This window comes from Nocardia brasiliensis (assembly GCF_042691675.1).
Taxonomy (GTDB): Bacteria; Actinomycetota; Actinomycetes; order Mycobacteriales; family Mycobacteriaceae; genus Nocardia; species Nocardia brasiliensis_D.
In genome coordinates, this window is the sequence record NZ_CP170507.1 from 6,561,105 (window position 1) to 6,577,966 (window position 16,862).

At 67.8% G+C, this 16,862-nt stretch carries 19 protein-coding genes; 11 read left to right on the forward strand and 8 right to left on the reverse strand.

Going from position 1 to position 16,862, the window contains the following annotated elements:
* The first annotated feature begins 109 nt into the window (after positions 1 to 109).
* A complete protein-coding gene (locus ACFK0J_RS30195) occupies positions 110 to 628 on the forward strand; it encodes a hypothetical protein (RefSeq protein ID WP_378733058.1) in 519 nt (172 codons plus the stop codon).
* A gap of 43 nt (positions 629 to 671) precedes the next feature.
* Here ACFK0J_RS30195 and ACFK0J_RS30200 read toward each other — a convergent pair whose 3' ends face one another.
* Entirely contained in the window at positions 672 to 1,463 is a 792-nt protein-coding gene (locus tag ACFK0J_RS30200; RefSeq protein ID WP_378733060.1) for a helix-turn-helix domain-containing protein, read from the reverse strand.
* An 81-nt stretch (positions 1,464 to 1,544) separates the two neighbouring features.
* Between ACFK0J_RS30200 and ACFK0J_RS30205 the strand changes: the two genes are divergently transcribed.
* The 6 genes from ACFK0J_RS30205 to ACFK0J_RS30230 all read left to right on the forward strand — a co-directional run bounded on the left by ACFK0J_RS30205 (position 1,545) and on the right by ACFK0J_RS30230 (position 7,696).
* A complete protein-coding gene (locus ACFK0J_RS30205; protein ID WP_378733062.1) occupies positions 1,545 to 2,471 on the forward strand; it encodes a BadF/BadG/BcrA/BcrD ATPase family protein in 927 nt (308 codons plus the stop codon).
* Between the two features lie 73 nt (positions 2,472 to 2,544).
* Positions 2,545 to 4,074 (forward strand): sodium:solute symporter, encoded by a 1,530-nt coding sequence (locus ACFK0J_RS30210; protein ID WP_378733064.1) that lies wholly within the window; start codon positions 2,545 to 2,547, stop codon positions 4,072 to 4,074.
* 5 nt (positions 4,075 to 4,079) lie between these two features.
* Positions 4,080 to 5,246, forward strand: coding sequence for an anhydro-N-acetylmuramic acid kinase (locus ACFK0J_RS30215; protein ID WP_378743147.1), 1,167 nt, complete (start codon positions 4,080 to 4,082; stop codon positions 5,244 to 5,246).
* On the forward strand, positions 5,233 to 6,108 hold the full coding sequence (locus ACFK0J_RS30220) for a MurR/RpiR family transcriptional regulator (protein ID WP_378733066.1): 876 nt from the start codon (positions 5,233 to 5,235) through the stop codon (positions 6,106 to 6,108). The genes ACFK0J_RS30215 and ACFK0J_RS30220 overlap by 14 nt, the downstream gene beginning before the upstream one ends.
* Positions 6,109 to 6,154: 46 nt before the next feature.
* Entirely contained in the window at positions 6,155 to 7,057 is a 903-nt protein-coding gene (murQ, locus tag ACFK0J_RS30225; RefSeq protein WP_378733067.1) for an N-acetylmuramic acid 6-phosphate etherase, read from the forward strand.
* A 75-nt stretch (positions 7,058 to 7,132) separates the two neighbouring features.
* The gene (locus ACFK0J_RS30230; protein ID WP_378733069.1) at positions 7,133 to 7,696 is read left to right on the forward strand and encodes a phospholipase D-like domain-containing protein; all 564 of its coding nucleotides are present in this window, start codon (positions 7,133 to 7,135) and stop codon (positions 7,694 to 7,696) included.
* 9 nt (positions 7,697 to 7,705) lie between these two features.
* On the opposite strand, the gene ligD is transcribed toward ACFK0J_RS30230, so the two are convergent.
* The 3 genes from ligD to ACFK0J_RS30245 all read right to left on the reverse strand — a co-directional run bounded on the left by ligD (position 7,706) and on the right by ACFK0J_RS30245 (position 10,552).
* Positions 7,706 to 8,674: a non-homologous end-joining DNA ligase gene (ligD, locus tag ACFK0J_RS30235; protein WP_378733071.1), complete on the reverse strand. Its 969-nt coding sequence runs from the start codon at positions 8,672 to 8,674 to the stop codon at positions 7,706 to 7,708.
* Positions 8,675 to 8,705: 31 nt separating this feature from the next.
* Complete coding sequence (locus ACFK0J_RS30240) at positions 8,706 to 9,311, reverse strand: M23 family metallopeptidase (protein WP_378733073.1); 606 nt, start codon at positions 9,309 to 9,311, stop codon at positions 8,706 to 8,708.
* Between the two features lie 62 nt (positions 9,312 to 9,373).
* Positions 9,374 to 10,552, reverse strand: coding sequence for a cytochrome P450 (locus ACFK0J_RS30245; protein WP_378733075.1), 1,179 nt, complete (start codon positions 10,550 to 10,552; stop codon positions 9,374 to 9,376).
* Positions 10,553 to 10,646: 94 nt separating this feature from the next.
* Here ACFK0J_RS30245 and ACFK0J_RS30250 point away from each other — a divergent pair, with 94 nt between their 5' ends.
* Complete coding sequence (locus tag ACFK0J_RS30250) at positions 10,647 to 11,453, forward strand: SAM-dependent methyltransferase (RefSeq protein WP_378733076.1); 807 nt, start codon at positions 10,647 to 10,649, stop codon at positions 11,451 to 11,453.
* Between the two features lie 13 nt (positions 11,454 to 11,466).
* Here the strand turns inward: ACFK0J_RS30250 and ACFK0J_RS30255 are convergent, their stop codons facing one another.
* Positions 11,467 to 11,958, reverse strand: a complete 492-nt coding sequence (locus tag ACFK0J_RS30255; RefSeq protein ID WP_378733078.1) for a DUF5994 family protein — start codon at positions 11,956 to 11,958, stop codon at positions 11,467 to 11,469.
* Positions 11,955 to 13,247, reverse strand: a complete 1,293-nt coding sequence (locus ACFK0J_RS30260; RefSeq protein ID WP_378733080.1) for a fatty acid desaturase family protein — start codon at positions 13,245 to 13,247, stop codon at positions 11,955 to 11,957. The genes ACFK0J_RS30255 and ACFK0J_RS30260 overlap by 4 nt, the downstream gene beginning before the upstream one ends.
* Positions 13,248 to 13,429: 182 nt before the next feature.
* Between ACFK0J_RS30260 and ACFK0J_RS30265 the strand changes: the two genes are divergently transcribed.
* Complete coding sequence (locus ACFK0J_RS30265; RefSeq protein ID WP_378743148.1) at positions 13,430 to 14,086, forward strand: TetR/AcrR family transcriptional regulator C-terminal domain-containing protein; 657 nt, start codon at positions 13,430 to 13,432, stop codon at positions 14,084 to 14,086.
* A gap of 31 nt (positions 14,087 to 14,117) precedes the next feature.
* On the opposite strand, the gene ACFK0J_RS30270 is transcribed toward ACFK0J_RS30265, so the two are convergent.
* Positions 14,118 to 14,849 (reverse strand): TetR/AcrR family transcriptional regulator C-terminal domain-containing protein, encoded by a 732-nt coding sequence (locus ACFK0J_RS30270; protein WP_378733081.1) that lies wholly within the window; start codon positions 14,847 to 14,849, stop codon positions 14,118 to 14,120.
* Between the two features lie 59 nt (positions 14,850 to 14,908).
* Here ACFK0J_RS30270 and ACFK0J_RS30275 point away from each other — a divergent pair, with 59 nt between their 5' ends.
* Positions 14,909 to 15,157: a DUF3040 domain-containing protein gene (locus tag ACFK0J_RS30275; RefSeq protein WP_378733083.1), complete on the forward strand. Its 249-nt coding sequence runs from the start codon at positions 14,909 to 14,911 to the stop codon at positions 15,155 to 15,157.
* Positions 15,158 to 15,301: 144 nt separating this feature from the next.
* Positions 15,302 to 16,222, forward strand: coding sequence for an aldose 1-epimerase family protein (locus ACFK0J_RS30280; RefSeq protein WP_378733085.1), 921 nt, complete (start codon positions 15,302 to 15,304; stop codon positions 16,220 to 16,222).
* 10 nt (positions 16,223 to 16,232) lie between these two features.
* Here the strand turns inward: ACFK0J_RS30280 and ACFK0J_RS30285 are convergent, their stop codons facing one another.
* Complete coding sequence (locus ACFK0J_RS30285) at positions 16,233 to 16,856, reverse strand: LGFP repeat-containing protein (RefSeq protein ID WP_378733087.1); 624 nt, start codon at positions 16,854 to 16,856, stop codon at positions 16,233 to 16,235.
* Positions 16,857 to 16,862 lie beyond the last annotated feature (6 nt).

A 16,862-nucleotide genomic window follows, 5' to 3' on the forward strand; every position in this document is an offset into this window, starting at 1 on the left:
ATGGAGGTGGCCTGATCCGGCTTCACGGGGACGCATCGGCTGTCGTGGCCGACCGAACATGTGGGGAAACACGATGAAAGTCAAAGGATTTGCCACCACCCTTCTCGCAGTGGGCGCTACCGGAATCACCGCGGGCGTTGTCCACGCTCAACCATTATCGGAGCCATCGGCCCAGGTCAGCGTGCGCGGCGTCGATCATGGAGTCGGCTACACCACGGCTACGGATGGCCGAGGGGTGATCACCACCGTCGATGCGGGCGTCTTCGCGTTGACCAGTGACGCCGCGGCGATCACCCTCACCGACGCCGCGGGCAATGTCGTGGCCACGCTGCCGACGTCCTTCGTCGCCAACGGCCGAACCTTCGGCCTGCAACCACAAATCAGCGATACCGGGCGCACCTTGACGATGACTCCGGTCAGCGCTCCGGAAGTCAGCACGCACCTGGCACAACTCGTCAACCAGCACGACGAGACCATCGCGCGCAAGCAGTACAACGCCGGCGTCGGCGCTTTGATCGGCGCTGGCATCGGCGCGGTGATCGGCTTCTTCCTCGGCGGCGTCGGCGCCCTGGTCACCATCCCCATCGGCGCGGGCATCGGCGCCCTGATCGGTTTCTCCACACCGTGATTCGCTGAGACGGCAGGCGCGCACAACCGCGGGAGTGTGCGCGTCAGCCGACCAATGCGCTCGGCGGGCGTCCGGTGAAGGTCGCTACGTCGCGGTGCAGATGGGATTGATCCGTGTATCCGCACGCGACGGCGACCGCCGCGGCGTCCGCACCCGCGGACAAACCGGCGACCGCCCGGTCGAAGCGGACCAGCATGGCCGCGCGCTTGGGCGTCAGTCCGATCTGCGCGGTGAACCTGGCCCACAACCGCTTTCGGCTCCACCCACAGGACGCGGCCAGCTCGCCGACCCGCACCCCGCCACGACTGGCGACGATCCGGTCCCAGCTCGCCGCCACTTCCGGATCCGCTGACGCCGACCTACGCATCCGCTCCAGAAACGCGTCCGTCAGCGCGAACATCTCCGGCCACCCCGCGGCCTCGGCCAACTGCTCACGCAGCCGCCGCGCATCGGCGGGGCCGCACATGTCCGCCAAGTCGACAACGGTGCCATCGAGATCCGACAGCGAGCAGCCGAGCAGCGAGTAGGCCGCCACGGGAGACAGTCGCACCTCGACGCATTTCACTCGCTCGCCACGAATGCGCACCGCGCCCGGCGACAATCCGCCGATCAGGCTCCCCATCGCCTGTCGACCGGCCGGGCCGTCGACGGTCAGCCCGCTCCCGAACTCGATCACGACGGTCACCGCGGGTGCGGGGATCACCCGCATATCCAACCCGGCCGCGGCTCGATCGCGGAAGCCGACCACCTCGGCACCCGCGATGCGGCTACGCACCGTCGGGTGCGCTACCTCCCAGCCGTTCGCGAGGTCTTGTGCAGCGTGGGCCACCTCCATAGGCCAAGGCTACTGCGCTCGTCTTGGACGAATGTTCCCTTCGCAGGGCCAGAAGCGGGCGGCCGCGCGAGGATGGTCGGCATGACCGACCATGTTCTCGCGATCGATCTCGGCAAGACCGGATGCCGGGGGTCGCTCCGACTCGACGGACGTGAGGCGGGATCCGCCGTCGCGCCCGGCACCCCGGGTCTGGCCAATGCGGGCGGTGTCGCCGCCGCGGAAAGCGCGATCCGGACGGTCGTCGCGCAGACCGCGCCGAGCGGGACGACTTACACACTGTTCGTCGGCGCAGCGGGTGCCGCTGCCGCACCCGACGCCGCGCAACTCCTCGCCCGCCGGTTGGCCGATCTGGCGGGTGCGCGGGCGGTCGCCGTCACTTCCGACGCGGTGACCGCGCACGCGGGCGCACTCGGTGGTGCACCGGGAGTCGTCCTGGCGGCCGGTACCGGTGCGGTGGCGACGGCAGTCGACGCGGCGGGCCGGTTCACCAGAGTCGATGGCTGGGGTCCGCTGCTCGGCGACGAGGGTGGCGGTGCGTGGATCGGTGTCGAGGGCTTGCGCGCCGCATTGCGCTCGTATGACGGTCGCGGGCCACGCTCCGCGCTCGAAGTCGAGGCCGCCGAACACTATCCGGTAGACCTCGACGGGTTACCGAAACACCTTGGCCAGCACGAGAATCCAGCCCTGCTCGCGGCCGGTTTCGCGCCCGTCGTCGCCGCGGCCGCCGCAACGGACGACACCGCGGCCGCCATCATGACCGCGGCCGGGCGCGCACTCGGCCGCACCGTCCTCGCGGCCATCGAGCGCTCCGGTATGCGCCCGCCGGTGCCGTATGCGATCACCGGCGGCCTCGCCAACCTGGGTGCGGCACTGCTGGATCCACTCGATCAAGCGATCGCGCCGGTGATCGAGCGGCGCGCGGCGCGCGGTGGCCCGATCGATGGGGCCGCACTGCTCGCGCTCGACGCGACCACGGTGCTCGAAGCATTGGTGGTACGAATCACGTGACACTTATTGACAGAAGACATGTGACCACTGACACTTACTTGCAATCTGCTCGCCGCGTTACCGAGGAGCTGCGATGAACGCACTCAACGTCGCCGTCATCGTCGTCTACTTGGTCGTCATCGCCTGGATCGGCCTGCGCCTTTCCGGAAAGCAGAAGTCGAGCAACGACTACTTCGTCGGCGAAGGCCGAATGCCGTGGTGGACCGTGTGTTTCTCGGTCGTCGCCACCGAGACCAGCGTGCTCACGGTCATCTCGATCCCCGGCGGCGCCTACACCGACCAGGCCTTCGGCAACGTCGAGCTGGCGATCGGTTACATCATCGGCCGCACCATCGTGGCGACGGCGCTGATCCCGCTGTACAAGCGCGGCGGGTTCGTCAGCGCCTATCAATACCTCGAGCTGCGATTCGGGCGCTATCTGCAGGGTGTCGCGTCGGTGACGTTCGTCTTCACTAGGCTGCTCGCCGAGGGTGTCCGGCTGTTCGCCTCCGCCATTCCGATCAAGCTGCTGCTCAGCGAATTCGGCGTCGACCTCGGATACGACGTCATCATCATCGTCCTGACGCTGGTGACCGTGGTGTACACCTATCTCGGCGGCATCAAGGCGGTCATCTGGACCGACGCCATTCAGATGGGCCTGTACCTGTCCGGTGCGATCATCGCGATCTGCGTGCTCACCGGCCGCGTCGGCGCCTCCGGTTGGGCGGATGCCTTGGACAACGGCAAGTTCCGCATCTTCGACACCGATTTCGGCGTGGCCCACATCCTCACCAGCACCTTCGCGCTGCCGACCGCGATCATCGGCGGCGCGATCTTCGCAATGGCCTCGCATGGCTCCGACCAGCTGATCGTGCAGCGCATCCTCGCGACGCGGTCGCTGCGCGACAGTCAGAAGGCGATGATCGGCTCCGGCATTTTCGTCGCCATCCAGTTCGCCGCGTTCTCGCTGGTCGGCGCGCTGCTGTGGTCGTACAACGGCGGCAAGTCGCCGAAGGAGCTCGGGCTGGCCACCTCCGACAATCTGTACCCGAACTTCATCCTGCACGGGCTGCCCGTGGTGATCTCCGGGCTGCTGGTCGCTGGCATCCTCGGCGCCGCCATGGGATCGCTGTCAGCAGCGTTGAACTCGATGGCGAATTCCACCGTCGCGGACATCATTCGCAGCTTCTCGCGCCGGGAGATCTCCGACGAGGCGCTGCTGAAGCTCGCCCGCATCATGACGCTCGTCTGGGCGGTGCTGATGGCGCTGTGCGCGATGGGTTTCAGCGCGACGACCGGGAACGTGTATCTCACGGCGCTCACCATCGCCGGGTACACCTACGGCGCCTTGCTCGGCGCGTTCCTGCTCGGCCGACTCATCAAGCGCGCCAACCAGTTCGACGCGATCGTCGCCTTCGTGGTCACGGTGGTCGTGATGACGTTCGTCGTCCGGGTCATCAAGATCGACGTGACCGTGGCGGGGAAGGTGGTCGAGAAGGGCATCGCCGCCCAATGGCTGGTGCCGATCGGCGTGCTCGTCACGCTGGTGGTCGGCGGGGTCGCGAGCCGCTTCCATCCGGCGCCCGCACCCACGCCGCCGGAGCCGGTCGAGGTGGTGGCCTAGTGCGCGTGGTCGGTTTGATGTCGGGAACGTCGCACGACGCGATCGATGCGGTCGGCGCGGCTATCGACGTGCGGGACAACACCATTCGGGTCGAGATCATGGGACAGCTGAGCCGCACCTATCCCGAGCGGCTGCGCGCCGACCTCATCGCCGCCCTGCCGCCGGGCAGGGTCGACCTGGCGACGGTGTGCCGACTCGATACCGCGATCGGGCAGGAATTCGCGGCGGCAGCCGATTTGGCGGTGCGCGAGTTCTTCGACGGCACAGCGGATCTCGTCGCGTCACACGGTCAGACGGTCTACCACTGGGTGGTCGACGGAAAGACCTACGGCACGCTGCAGCTCGGCCAACCGTCCTGGATCGCCGAGCTGACCGGATTGCCGGTCGTCAGCGACTTTCGCGCGCGCGACATCGCGGCGGGCGGACAGGGCGCGCCGCTCGTCGCGCTGTTCGACGTGTGGTGGCTCGCGGGGCGGCCGGGACGGTCGGCCGCGCTCAATATCGGCGGCATCGCCAACGTGACCGTCACCGGCGAAAGGCCCGTCGCCTTCGATACCGGCCCCGGAAACGCGCTCATCGACGCCGCCGTCGAGCTGGCCACCGACGGTAGGGAACATTTCGACCGCGACGGCGTGCGGGCGGCCCGCGGAAATGTGGACGGGGAACTGCTGAAAGCTCTTCTCGCCGAGGATTACTACCGGGCAGCGCCACCGAAGACCACCGGTAAAGAGCTGTTCAACCGCACATACCTCGAGCGCGTGTTGCGGAACCACGCCTTGCCCGCTGACGATATCGTCGCCACCGTGACCGCCCTGACCGCACACACCATTGCCGACGCCATCGCCCCGTTCGCGCCGGACGAAGTCATCGCGTCGGGCGGCGGAACTCGAAATCCGGCGTTGCTGAGAATGCTGGGTGAGCGCTCGAGGACCGCGACACTGCGCACGTCCGACGAACTCGGGCTGCCGTCTGCGGCCAAGGAAGCCGCCGCCTTCGCCGTGCTCGGATTTCTCACCGTGCACGGGCTCGCGGGCAGCCTCCCCGCCTGCACCGGCGCGGCACGGGCGACAGTGCTCGGCTCGATCACCCCCGGTGCGTCCCGGCTCGACCTGCCCGAAACGCCCAGCGCGCTACCGCATCGACTCGAGCTGGTGAGCCATGTCCGACGGTGACGACGTCCGCACCCGCCTGCTCGGGGCGATTCCGCGGCTGACCCCCACCGGCCTGCGGGTCGCCCAGGTGATTCGCGACGACCCCGCGGGGGCCGCGCAGTTGACCGTGAGCGAACTCGCCGAGCGGGCCGCGACCAGTACGTCCGCGGTCGTTCGGTTATCCAAAGCCCTCGGCTACGAAGGCTATCCGCAGCTGCGACTGGCGCTGGCGGCCACCAGCAAGGAAGACGGGTCGCCGGTCTTCGCGACCGACATCGACGCCGACGATCCGTTGGCCAAGGTGCTGCAGAAGCTCACCGCCTTCGAGACCGAAGGCATGGTGGCGACCGCGGAACTCGCCGACCCGGCAACCATGGCGGCGGTGGTCGACGCGCTGGTACACGCGCGGCGGGTGGAACTCATCGGGATCGGCGCGTCCGGACTGGTCGCGATGGACATGGCGCAGAAGCTGACCAGAATCGGAATGTGGTGCGGCGCTTGCACCTCGGAAGACGACTCGCTTGTCCAGGCGAGCCTGCTCGAACCCGGTGACGTGATCATCGCCTTCTCGCATTCCGGCGAAACCGCCGCCATCGTGGACGCGCTGGACCGCGCCGCCGGGCGGCGGGTGACGACGGTTGCCGTCACGGCCGGAGCACAATCACGACTGGCCCGGGTGGCCGGGCACACGGTGCTCGTGGCCGGGCGAGAGGACGGCTTCCGCTCCGCCGCGATGGCGAGCCGGATGAGCCAGCTCCTGATCGTCGACGCGCTCTACGTGGGGGTACTGCAACGCACACCGTCCGCCGCGGTAGCGCTGCGCCGGACCTACGACGCGGTGGCGGATCGCCGGATCTCGCGCACCATACGGAAGGCACCGTGAGGGCAGACCTCGTTCGACTGGTACCCCCGCAGGACATAGGAGGCATATGAACGAGATCGGCGCACTGACCACGGAGGAAGCGAACCCGCGCACCGCCGCACTCGACTCCATGTCGGTCGACGAGTTGTTGCGCACCATGAATGCCGAGGACGCGGACGTGGCTTCCGCTGTGGCGAAAGCGATTCCGGATATCGCCCGGGCGGTCGAAGTGATCGTGGCCGCCCGGCGGCGCGGCGGTCGGTTGATCTATGTCGGCGCGGGGACCAGCGGCAGGCTCGGTGTGCTCGACGCGGTCGAATGCCCGCCGACCTTCGGCACCGCACCCGGTGAGGTCGTCGGAATCATCGCGGGCGGCCCGGCAGCGTTCCTGCAGGCGGTCGAGGGAGCCGAAGACGATCCCGCGCTGGCCGCCGCGGATTTATCGGCCATAGATCTGACGGCCGACGATGTCGTCGTCGCGCTCGCCGCGAGCGGACGGACCCCTTACGCGATCGGTGCGTTGCGGCACGGCCGGTCCATCGGTGCCGCGACGGTAGGCGTCTCTTGCAACCGCCATGCCGAGCTCAGCGCGCACGCCGACGTCGGCATCGAGATCGAGACGGGCCCGGAGGTGCTGACCGGTTCCACCCGATTGAAGGCGGGCACCGCGCAGAAGATGGTGTGCAACATGCTGTCCACCGCGACCATGGTGCAATCCGGCAAGGTCTACGGCAACCGCATGGTGGACGTGAAACCCACCAATGCCAAGCTCGTCGACCGGGCCTGCCGCATCATCGCCGACGCCACCGGGGTCGATGCGGGCACCGCGGCCGCGCTGCTGGACGCCGCCGACGGGCATGCCAAGACCGCGATCGTCATGCGACTGGCCGGAGTCGATGCGGCGGCGGCACGGACGCTGCTCGATGGGGCCGACGGATTCGTCCGGACCGCCGTCAACGGCGCAGGATAGCGCGGCTCGCGGCGACGCCGCGTTGTTCGACGCCGCCTCCGGCTCCCGCGCCGAACTCGCCGGTACGGTGCAGACATGCCATTCGTGATCGATGGTCCGATGACGTGTTACCTGATGCCCGACGACCACGCGGAGGCCGAGCAACGGTTCCTCGAGCTGGTCGCGGCACCGGGTGAAACCTGGCTCATAGCCTACGGTTTCACCTTGACCGATGCCGCCGACAACCTGATCACCGCGCACCGGCGGGGCGTGCCACTGCACCTGTACCTGGATCGCACCCAATCCGCGGGCCGGACCGCGAAGCCCATCGTGCAACGACTCGTCGACGCCGGTGTCGAGGTCACCATCGGCACCAGCACCAGCGGTCGCAAATACATCTGCCACACCAAGGGTCTCGTCGTCGACACCCCCAGCGGGCCGCAGTGCTGGGAGGGATCGGTCAACTTCAGCGCCACCGGCTGGTTGCAGGTCAACACCGCGATGAATTTCGGCGCGCAGGTCTGGCGCGACCATTTCGTCGCCCAGTTCAACACTCTGCGCCACTACGCCTGGACCGAGGAACGCGACCTGCAACTCATGCCGGAGCCACCCGCCGAGTGGGGCGAGGCGACCATCCCGATGCTGCCACTGACCAGCTGAGCGAACGCATTACGACTCCGGTTGCGAATTCGTCCGGCGTGCGCGGGCGCGCCGTTTGCCCTCGTGCATCGCTTGGACGCGGGCGATGGGAATGGTGTGGCCTTCCTCGATGAGGTCGGCGGGAAGGGTTTGTGGTTCTGGCATTTCGTCGGCCCATGGATCGCGGTCGGCGAGTAGAGCCGCCGCGGTGTGGACGGTGAAATCGCGGGGCGTCACGTTGTCGAGATCGGCCCACGCGACGGGGAACGACACCGGGGTGCCCGGGCGGATGCGGGGGCTGTACGCGGCGACGACGGTGGCGCCGCCCGCGCGGGTGGAGTCGAGGAAGACGCGACCCGCACGGTCCTCCCGGATGAATGCGGTGGTGGCGAGGTCAGGGTCGATGCGCTCGGCGCGGGCGGCTACCGCGCGGGTCGCCGCCGCTACGTCATCGATCGGGGTGCCGGGCCGCAACGGCACGAAGACGTGAACGCCCTTGGCGCCGCTGGTTTTCACCGCACCGGCGAGTCCGTCGTCGGCCAGTGCCGTGCGGATCAGCTTCGCGGCCGACACGGCCTGCCGGAACGGCTGGTCCGGTGCGGGATCGAGGTCGAGGACGAGATGGGTCGGGCCCTTGGTGTGATCGGCGAGCAGCAGTGTCGGGTGATACTCGACCGCACGCTGATTGCCGAACCACAGCAGGGTGCGGACGTCGTCGCACAGGGCGTAGGTCACCTCGCGGTGCGAACTCTCCGCCCACACCGTCACGCGGTGCACCCAGTCGGGGGTGTACTCGGGCAGGTTCTTCTGCATGAACGGCTCCTGCCCCGGCCGGACGCGCAGCACCGACAGCGGCCGGTCGCGCAGTTGCCGCACCAGCCGCTCGCCGACCGCCTCGAGGTAGTCGACCAGATCACGCTTGGTCGCCTCGGCACCATCGAACAATGGCTGATCGAGATTGGTCAGCGTTACCCCGGCGCGATCCTCTGCACTGCCCATCGGCCAACCATGCCCGCCGGGGACAGCCCGGTCAACCCGCCTGCGTCGCCTGTCGCACCTGCGCGAGTGCGTCGACGAAGGTCCGGTTCTCCCCTTGCGCGTTCTGCCCGAGTTGCGGCCATCCCCGGCCGTCGGGGCCGCACAGCTGGGTCCATACCGCCCGGGTCCGGTCGAGCAGTTCGCGCTGTTCGTCGTCGCCGAGCGCCCACAGGCACCCGCCGGGGTAGGCCGCGCCGTGCAGCCAGGCCATCGGATCGATCTTGGCGCCGGGATCGTAGGCGTGCGGCATGACGCTGAGATGCAGGTGCGGGCCGGTGGATCCGCCGTTGTTGCCGACATAGGCGATCAACTGCCCCGCCGCCACGCGGTCACCGACCGACAATCCGGTCGCGCCCGCGTCCCACATGTGTCCGTATTCGCTCACCCCGCCGCCGTCGGCGGTCGGATGGTCGATGACGATCCACTGTCCGTATCCCCCGGCGGCGCCGAGATGCAGCACGGTGCCGCCGGCGCAGGCGTAGATCGGGGTTCCGTCGGGCGCCGGAAAATCCTGCCCCGCATGGAAACCGCCCGCCCGCGGGCCGAACGGTGAGCCGATCGTGAATGTTCCTCGGGCCATGGGCCAGTAACGGGTCATGAGTGCCCTCCTCTCCGACCGGTTATCGGGCGGCGAGCCGGGAACGTGCGCGGTCGGTCCGCTCAGCGGGCCGTGACCGTGGTGGGCAGGGCGGCGAAGCCGCGATTGTTGGAGGAGTGGATGCGCCGCAGACCCGCGGGGTCGATGTCGTAGTCGGCGATCTTGCCGACGATTTCCTCGAGCGCGACCCGCAGTTCCAGCAGCGCGAGGTTGGCACCGAGGCAGTGGTGGCGGCCGTGACCGAAGGCCAGCGCCGCGCTGGTGTCCCGGTCCAGGTCGAAAGTATCGGGGTCGGCGAAGACGTCTGGGTCGCGATTGGCCGCGGCGGTGATCAGCAGCAGCCGTGCCCCGGCCGGTACCGTCACGCCGTGCAGTTCGACTTGCTCGGTGGCCGTGCGCAGCATGGTTTGGGTAGCCGGGTCGTAGCGCATGCCCTCGGCGATCCACCCGTCGATCTGTCCGTCGAACGCCTTGCGTCGCTGGTCGGGGTGTTGCCAGCCGGCGTGCCAGAGATTGCCGATGGTCAGCATGACCGTCTCGATCCCCGCGCCGACCAGGAGAATGAGCACGCCGACGATCTCCTCGGGGGTGAGCCGATCGTCGCCGTCGGCCGCGTCGAGAAGTCCGGAGAGCAGATCGTCGCGTCGGTCTCTGCTACGTTCGATGGTCAGCTCGGTGTAGTAGCCGATCATCGCACCGATGGCCTGCATTGCTTCGGGCCGCAGGTCGGTGGATTGCTCGTCGGTGTACATGATTTCCATGCCGAGCTTGCGGAGCATGTCACGATCGCGTTCGGGAACACCGACCAGTTCGGAAATCACCTCCGTCGGGAAAGGACCAGCGAAATCGGTCATCAGGTCGAAGCTGCCGCGCTCGAGCAGCGGTGCCAGCAGCCCGCGAGCGATCTCGCGCAGCCGGGGCTCCAACCCCTGCACGCGACGCTGCGTGAAGGCCCGGACCACCAGGCCGCGCATCCGCGTGTGCTTCGGCGGGTCCATCGCGACGAAGGAAAAGAGGCGCTCGGCCTGCGGGCCCCAGAACGCGGGCTCCATCCGCAACCCGTTCGCGCTGGAGAATCGATCCGAATCTCGCAGTGCGGCAACGATATCCGCGTGGCGCGAGAGCGCCCAGAAGTCGTCGGTCTCGTTGTGGAACACCGGCGCCTCGGTACGCAGCCGGGCGTAGTACGGGTACGGGTCGGCTTGGACGTCGAAATCGTATGGGCTGTACTGCAATTGCATGATGGAGCCTTCCGGGCGGTGCGACACCACCATCGCTACCGGTTCGCAACTCGAGCTGACATGATGACATTAGTCGAGATGAATTGAGGGCGTAGTGAACTCGGACCCGGCAGCGAGGATCGATGTGTCGAAGCCGCATCCGGCGCGCCGGTACGACTACTGGCTCGGCGGCAAGGACAATTTCCCGGCCGACCGGGAGTCGGCGGACATGGTGGCCGAGGCGTTTCCCACCATCCGCCTCGCCGCCCTGGAGAATCGCAACTTCCTGCGGCGGGCGGTCTGCTACCTGGCCGACGCGGGCGTCCGGCAGTTCCTCGACATCGGCGCGGGTCTGCCCACCGCGGGCAACGTGCACGAGATCGCGCAGAGCATCGCCCCCGAGTCACGCATCGTCTACGTGGACAACGACCCGATCGTGCTGGCACACGCCCGTGCCCTGCTGAACAGCTCACCGGAGGGCGCGACCGCCTACCTCGACGCGGACATCCGCGATCCCGACCGCATCCTCACCCACCCCGACCTCACCAGGGTGCTCGACCTGGACAAGCCGGTGGCCCTGATGCTGGTGGCCATCATGCACTTCATCGTCGACGATGACGGACCTTACGAGCTGGTGCGCAAGTTGTGCGACGCGCTGCCTGCCGGCAGCTACCTGGTGATGACCCATGCCACCAGCGACCACCTGTCCCCCGACGACCTCGCCGAGACGAATGCGGCCAATCAGCGCAGTGGCGTCCCGTTCCGCCTGCGCACCACCGAGGAGTTCACCCGCTTCTTCACCGAATTCGACCTCGTGCCACCCGGCATCGGTTCGGTGACCGCGTGGCGCCCGGAGGAGTACCGGCCGCACCCGCGGGCCGAGGCCGTCTCCATGCTCGGCGCGGTGGCCCGCATCCGCTGACCGGCCGAACCGGTCAGGCGCCGCCTTCGGAGATCCAGCGCTGTACCGCGGCAGCCCCTTCGACGCGATCGCCGCGCTCCCGCGTGCCGATCGCCAGCAACTCGTCGACCGCGGACTCGTTGTCCACGGCGGAGGCCGAGGCCATCGTCGCCGATGCGTCGCCCGCGCCGGTAGTCGGCGGCACCACCAGCAGGACCACCCGGCGGTTCTTCACCCCGAGCATCTCGACCGTGTGCATGGTGCCGTGCCGGAATCCTTCGACCCGCACCGTGTGCCCCGCGATGACGAGTTCGCCAGAGGTTCTGGCCCATTCGTCGAGCGGGTAGGCCACGTGGTGGATCGGGCCGATCCGGTCGGCGACGGCGGCGAGCAGCGCGGGGAGTTCGGTGGCCAGCTCATGGGTGTGTGGCCACCAGGCTCCGTCGACATAACCGGTTTTCGGCGCGGTGGGTTTCAACCGCAGGCGCAGTGCGCGGTCCCCGCCGCGGGTCTTCGATCGCGTCATGGACGTTCCTCCTGCCTCGGCCGGGTATCGACCGGGTTGATCCGAATCGGGCGGCGCGATGACCGGCGAATCGCCGCGCGGGACTTTTCCGCGCGCCGCAGCGCGGTCCGCAACCCGTTCCGACCCAGCGGCCGGACGGTATCGGGTGCGATGTCGGTGTTGTCGCCGTCGAACTTCCGTTCCGAGGCGGTTTCCGGCGCGTCATCGGAGGTGGCGGTCAAGAGGCTGTCCGGAAGTGCCAGTTTATGGATGGTGCGCAAGGTCAGCAGGTATTGGTGCAACAGTGAGCCACTGGTGTAGGGCAGGTCGTACTTGTCGCAGAGCGCCTGCACCCGCAACGCGATCTCGGCGTACCGGTTGCTCGGCAGGTCGGGGAAGAGATGGTGTTCGATCTGATAGCAGAGGTTTCCGCTGAGGAAGGCCAGCATCGGTCCCGCGTCGAAGTTCGCGGTGCCGAGCATCTGCCGCAGATACCATTCACCCCTGGTCTCGTCGTCCACCACGGTCGGCGCGAATTTCTCCGCGCCGTCGGGGAAGTGCCCGCAGAAGATCACCACGTATGCCCACAGGTTCCGCAGGACGTTCGCACTCGCGTTCGCCGCGAGGGTGCGCCGCCAGCGTCGCCCGCTGATCGCGGGGAAGAGCACGTAGTCCTTACCGGCCTGCCGCATGATCTTCCCGAGGAACGCCTTGGTCTGCGCGGACTTGCGCACCGGGTCGGCTGCGCGATCGCGTTCGGAATAGAGACCGTGCAGCGCGATGCCCCACTCGAAGGTGGCCGCCAGCAACAGGTTTCGCAACGGTTGCAGCAGATGTCCCGGCTTCCACCGTTCGTCGCGGGTCACCCGCATGACACCGAATCCGATGTCTTCGTCCATGCCGAGCACATTCGTGTACACGTGGTGCCGGTAGTTGTGCGAGTAGCGCCACTGCGCCGAAACACCCGCCATGTCCCACTCCCAGGTACCGGAGTGGATTTCCGGGTCGTTCATCCAATCCCACTGGCCGTGGCAGACATTGTGGCCGATTTCCATGTTCTCGATGCTCTTCGCCAGCGCCAGCCCGGCGGTCCCGGCGAGCCAGCCGGTTCTGCCGCGGCTGAGCCCGATCGTCAGCCTGGACGCGGCGTCGAGCGCGCGTTGAAACGCGATGGTGCGTCGGATGTAGCTGGCATCACGCGCCCCACGCTGCTCCTGGATGTCGCGTCGAATCGCGTCGAGCTCGAGCCCGAGCGCCTCGACATCCGCCGCGCTCAGGTGCGCGTAAGCGGCGACCTCTGTTATTGCCATTCTCGCGTCCTCGAGTTCTGTTACAGCGTCTGTCTACAGCGTAGGCTTACATTGTTAACAGCGCACCCTCGGATTGTGAGGTGCTGGATTCCGTGAATCGCACGAGAACCGGCCCTGGCGATTTCCCGCCCGGCTCCCCGGATCGTAAGAAAGCCAGAAACAGGCCGCTGACCAGGGCGGTGATGCTGGCAGCCGCCTTGCGGATCATCGATGAGGACAGCATCGATCGGCTGTCCATGCGCCGCCTCGGGGCGGCGCTCGGCAGAGACCCGATGGTGCTGTACCGGCATGCCGCGAACAAGGCGGCGGTGCTCGACGGTGTCGCCGAGATCGTGCTGGAACAACTGACCATCGACACCACCGACCCGGACTGGCAGCACCAACTGCGCGTCGTAGCGCGTGACTTCCGCAGGCTGGCCGTCGCCCATCCGAACGTGGTTCCACTGCTGGTCACCCAGCCGCTGGCGACGCCGATCGGGCTGCGGCCGCGGGGCACCCTGCGGCCGCTGGAGCGCTTGCTCGCGCTGCTCACCCACGCCGATTTCAGTGGGGCGGACGCACTGCACATCTACCGCGCACTGTTCGGCTTCCTGTACGGCCACATCCTCACCGAGCTCCAGGAAGTCGTCGAACACCCCGAGGAAACAACCGACCTGCTGCGCATGGGCCTGCACCGGTTGCCGATCGGTGAATTCCCGCTGCTGCGCGGCCTCGCCTCGGAGCTCGCCGCCTACGACGGTGCCGCCGAACTCGAACTCGGCCTGAACATTCTGCTCAGCGGCATCAGCACGACCATGACCCCGGTCGCGAAGCGGCCGCCGCGGAAGCGTCGACCATGATTCGCGGGATCAGGCTGAAAATGGCGGTCCGTCAGGCGGATCCGGGCAATGCGGCGGAAAGGCCGGTGAGCAGAATATCGAGCCCGCGTTCGAGTTCGGCTGCGCCGTCATAGGCGGCCAGCAGCGGCGCCAGTTCGCGCAGCAACGGAAACTCGTTGATCGGCAGGCGATGCAGGCCGAGCCGCAACACCTCGTCGGTCTCGTCCGGCCGCTCCACGACTTCTTGCAACTCATTGAGCACATGTCCATAGAGGAAGCCGAACAGCGCGCGGTAGATGTGCAGCGCGTCGGCGCCCGAGAATCCGGCACGGGTGAGCAGCGCGAGCATGTCCTCGAGCGGCCGGACCACCGACGGCGGGCGCAACCCGAGCGGAGTCGCCAACGGGCGGGTCACCAACAGCGGCACCACCCGAGGATGCGCCAACGCCAGTTCACGGAAGTCGCGCGCCACCGCCCGCAATTGGGCGTCCCAGTCCGCCGCTGTGGGATCGACCGACAGCTTCGCGATAATGATCTCGGCGACACCGTCGAGCACGGCGGCTTTATTCGGCACATGCCGGTAGATCACCATCGGATCCCGGCCGACCTTATCGGCCAGTCGACGCATGGACAGCCCCTCGACCCCGTCGCTGTCGATGATCTCCAGTGCCGCATCGAGCACGGCTGCCCTGGTGACCGGACTATCGCTGCGACCTGGGGCCGAGCCGTCGGACTTCGGGGTTCCCGAACGAGGCTTGCCGCGTTTGGCCGGGGGTTCGGTCATGCCGGTAGGCCTCGTTTCCTGAAAGCTCCGATGTAGGTCACGATCGTAGACCTACACCGTTGACACTATGCCATAGGCGGTGTCTACTGGAGACAACCGACAGATCCGAGGCTCACCATGGTCATCATTCCGCCGCAGTCAGGCGTCCGCGCATGACCATCCTCGGCGGTGTTCTCTTTGTCATCGGACTCGTCACCGGGATCCCGCAGATCATGACCGCGGGCGTTGTCGTCGCGGTCATCGGCTTGGTGCTGATGCTGGCCGGAACCAGCGGGCACCCGATTCGCGGTCGGCGCCACTACTACTGACGGCCCGAGAGTTACGGCCTGCTCGCCGAGCGTCGACAACCTCGCGCACACGGCTCTGATGCGCCGTGTTCGGCGAATCAGTAGCCCGGGAAGCGGTTAGGGGCCGATCTCGCCGCAGCGGCCGGGCAGGTACCGTCCTGACCTATGATTCCGCCACCGTCCGGACAACAGTTCTCGATCGGCCTGGGCGACCAGCGGGCCGTGCTCGTCGAGGTCGGCGGCGGGATCCGGGAGTACCGGGTGGGCGGGCGGGATGTGCTCGAACCCTACGACGTCACGGCGATGGCCGACGGTGGCCGCGGCGGCGCGTTGATACCGTGGCCGAATCGGTTGGCGGACGGCAGATATCGCTTCGACGGCGTCGACCATCAACTTCCGCTGACCGAACCGGCGAAGCACAACGCGATTCATGGCCTGCTGCGCTGGCGGCCGTGGCGAGCGACGGATGCGCAGGAGAACGAGGTCACCATGCGGACCACGTTGCATCCGCGCAAAGGCTTTCCGTTCTATCTCGACCTCGCCATCCGGTACGCACTGTCCGACGAAGGGCTGACCGTCACCACGACCGCGGCCAATCTCGGCGATACCGCGGCACCGTATGGCTGCGGGCACCACCCGTATCTCTCGCCTGGGGACGGCCGGATCGACGAAGCGATACTGCATTTCGAGTCCGCGACCCGGATCGTCACTGATGCCGACCGTCAACTCCCGGTGGGCACCGAGCCCGTCCGCGGCACACCGTTCGACTTCGCCACGCCACGGCCGTTGGGCGCGTTGGCGATCGATCACCCGTTCACGGATCTGGCCCGCGATGCCGACGGCCGCGCATGGGTTCGGTTGCGGGGCAACGACGGAGCGGTCGCGGAACTCTGGGCGGACGACTCCTATCCGCTGATCCAATTGTTCACCGCGGACACACTCGACCCGGCACACCGGCGAACCGGCCTCGCCGCCGAGCCGATGACCTGTCCGCCCAACGCTTTTCAGAGTGGCGAGGGCCTGATCCGGCTGACGCCGGGGGCCACCGTGACGACCCGATGGGGAGCACGACTGACCCGTCCGTGACCGAGCCGAATTACGTTGCGGCAGTGACGATGCCGCGCTGGAAGTGCTGTGCCACACCGTCCGCGACGGGGTATTCGTCGCCGATCGGGTAACCGTAGACACCGCTTTCGTATCCGGTCTTGCTCCAGACGTCGTAGATCGGACCGGAGACCGGGTGGGCGCCGGTGCTTTCGGACCAATAGATCACGCCGTGCTGGAACTTGCTCCAGAGGCCGGGGGTGTCGCCGAAGTACCCGATCAGCGGTACGACGAATCCGCCGGTGGACAGCTTGTACAGATTGCTGGTCGGATATCCGAGGGTGCCCTGCTCCCAGCCGAGTTCGCCCCACTTCGCGAGGATCGGCCCGTGCACGGCATAGGCCTTGCCGCCGTTGACGGTTGACTTGGTGTAGAAGACCCCGCGTTCGAACCGCTGGAACTGTCCGCCATCGGCGGTCGCGTGCGCGTCGCCGAGCGGTGCGCCCCACGCCTGCTGGCCGCCCGTTTCGAGGAAGGTCTGTTCGATCGGCCCGGCGACGGTGCAGGTGCCGACGAGCGTTTCGGCGCGGGCAGGAGTGGCCACCATCGCGACGCCCGCGACCGCGCCGAGGACCAGCGCCGCGGCCATCAGTACCCGAATCGCACCGTTCTGCATAGCCGT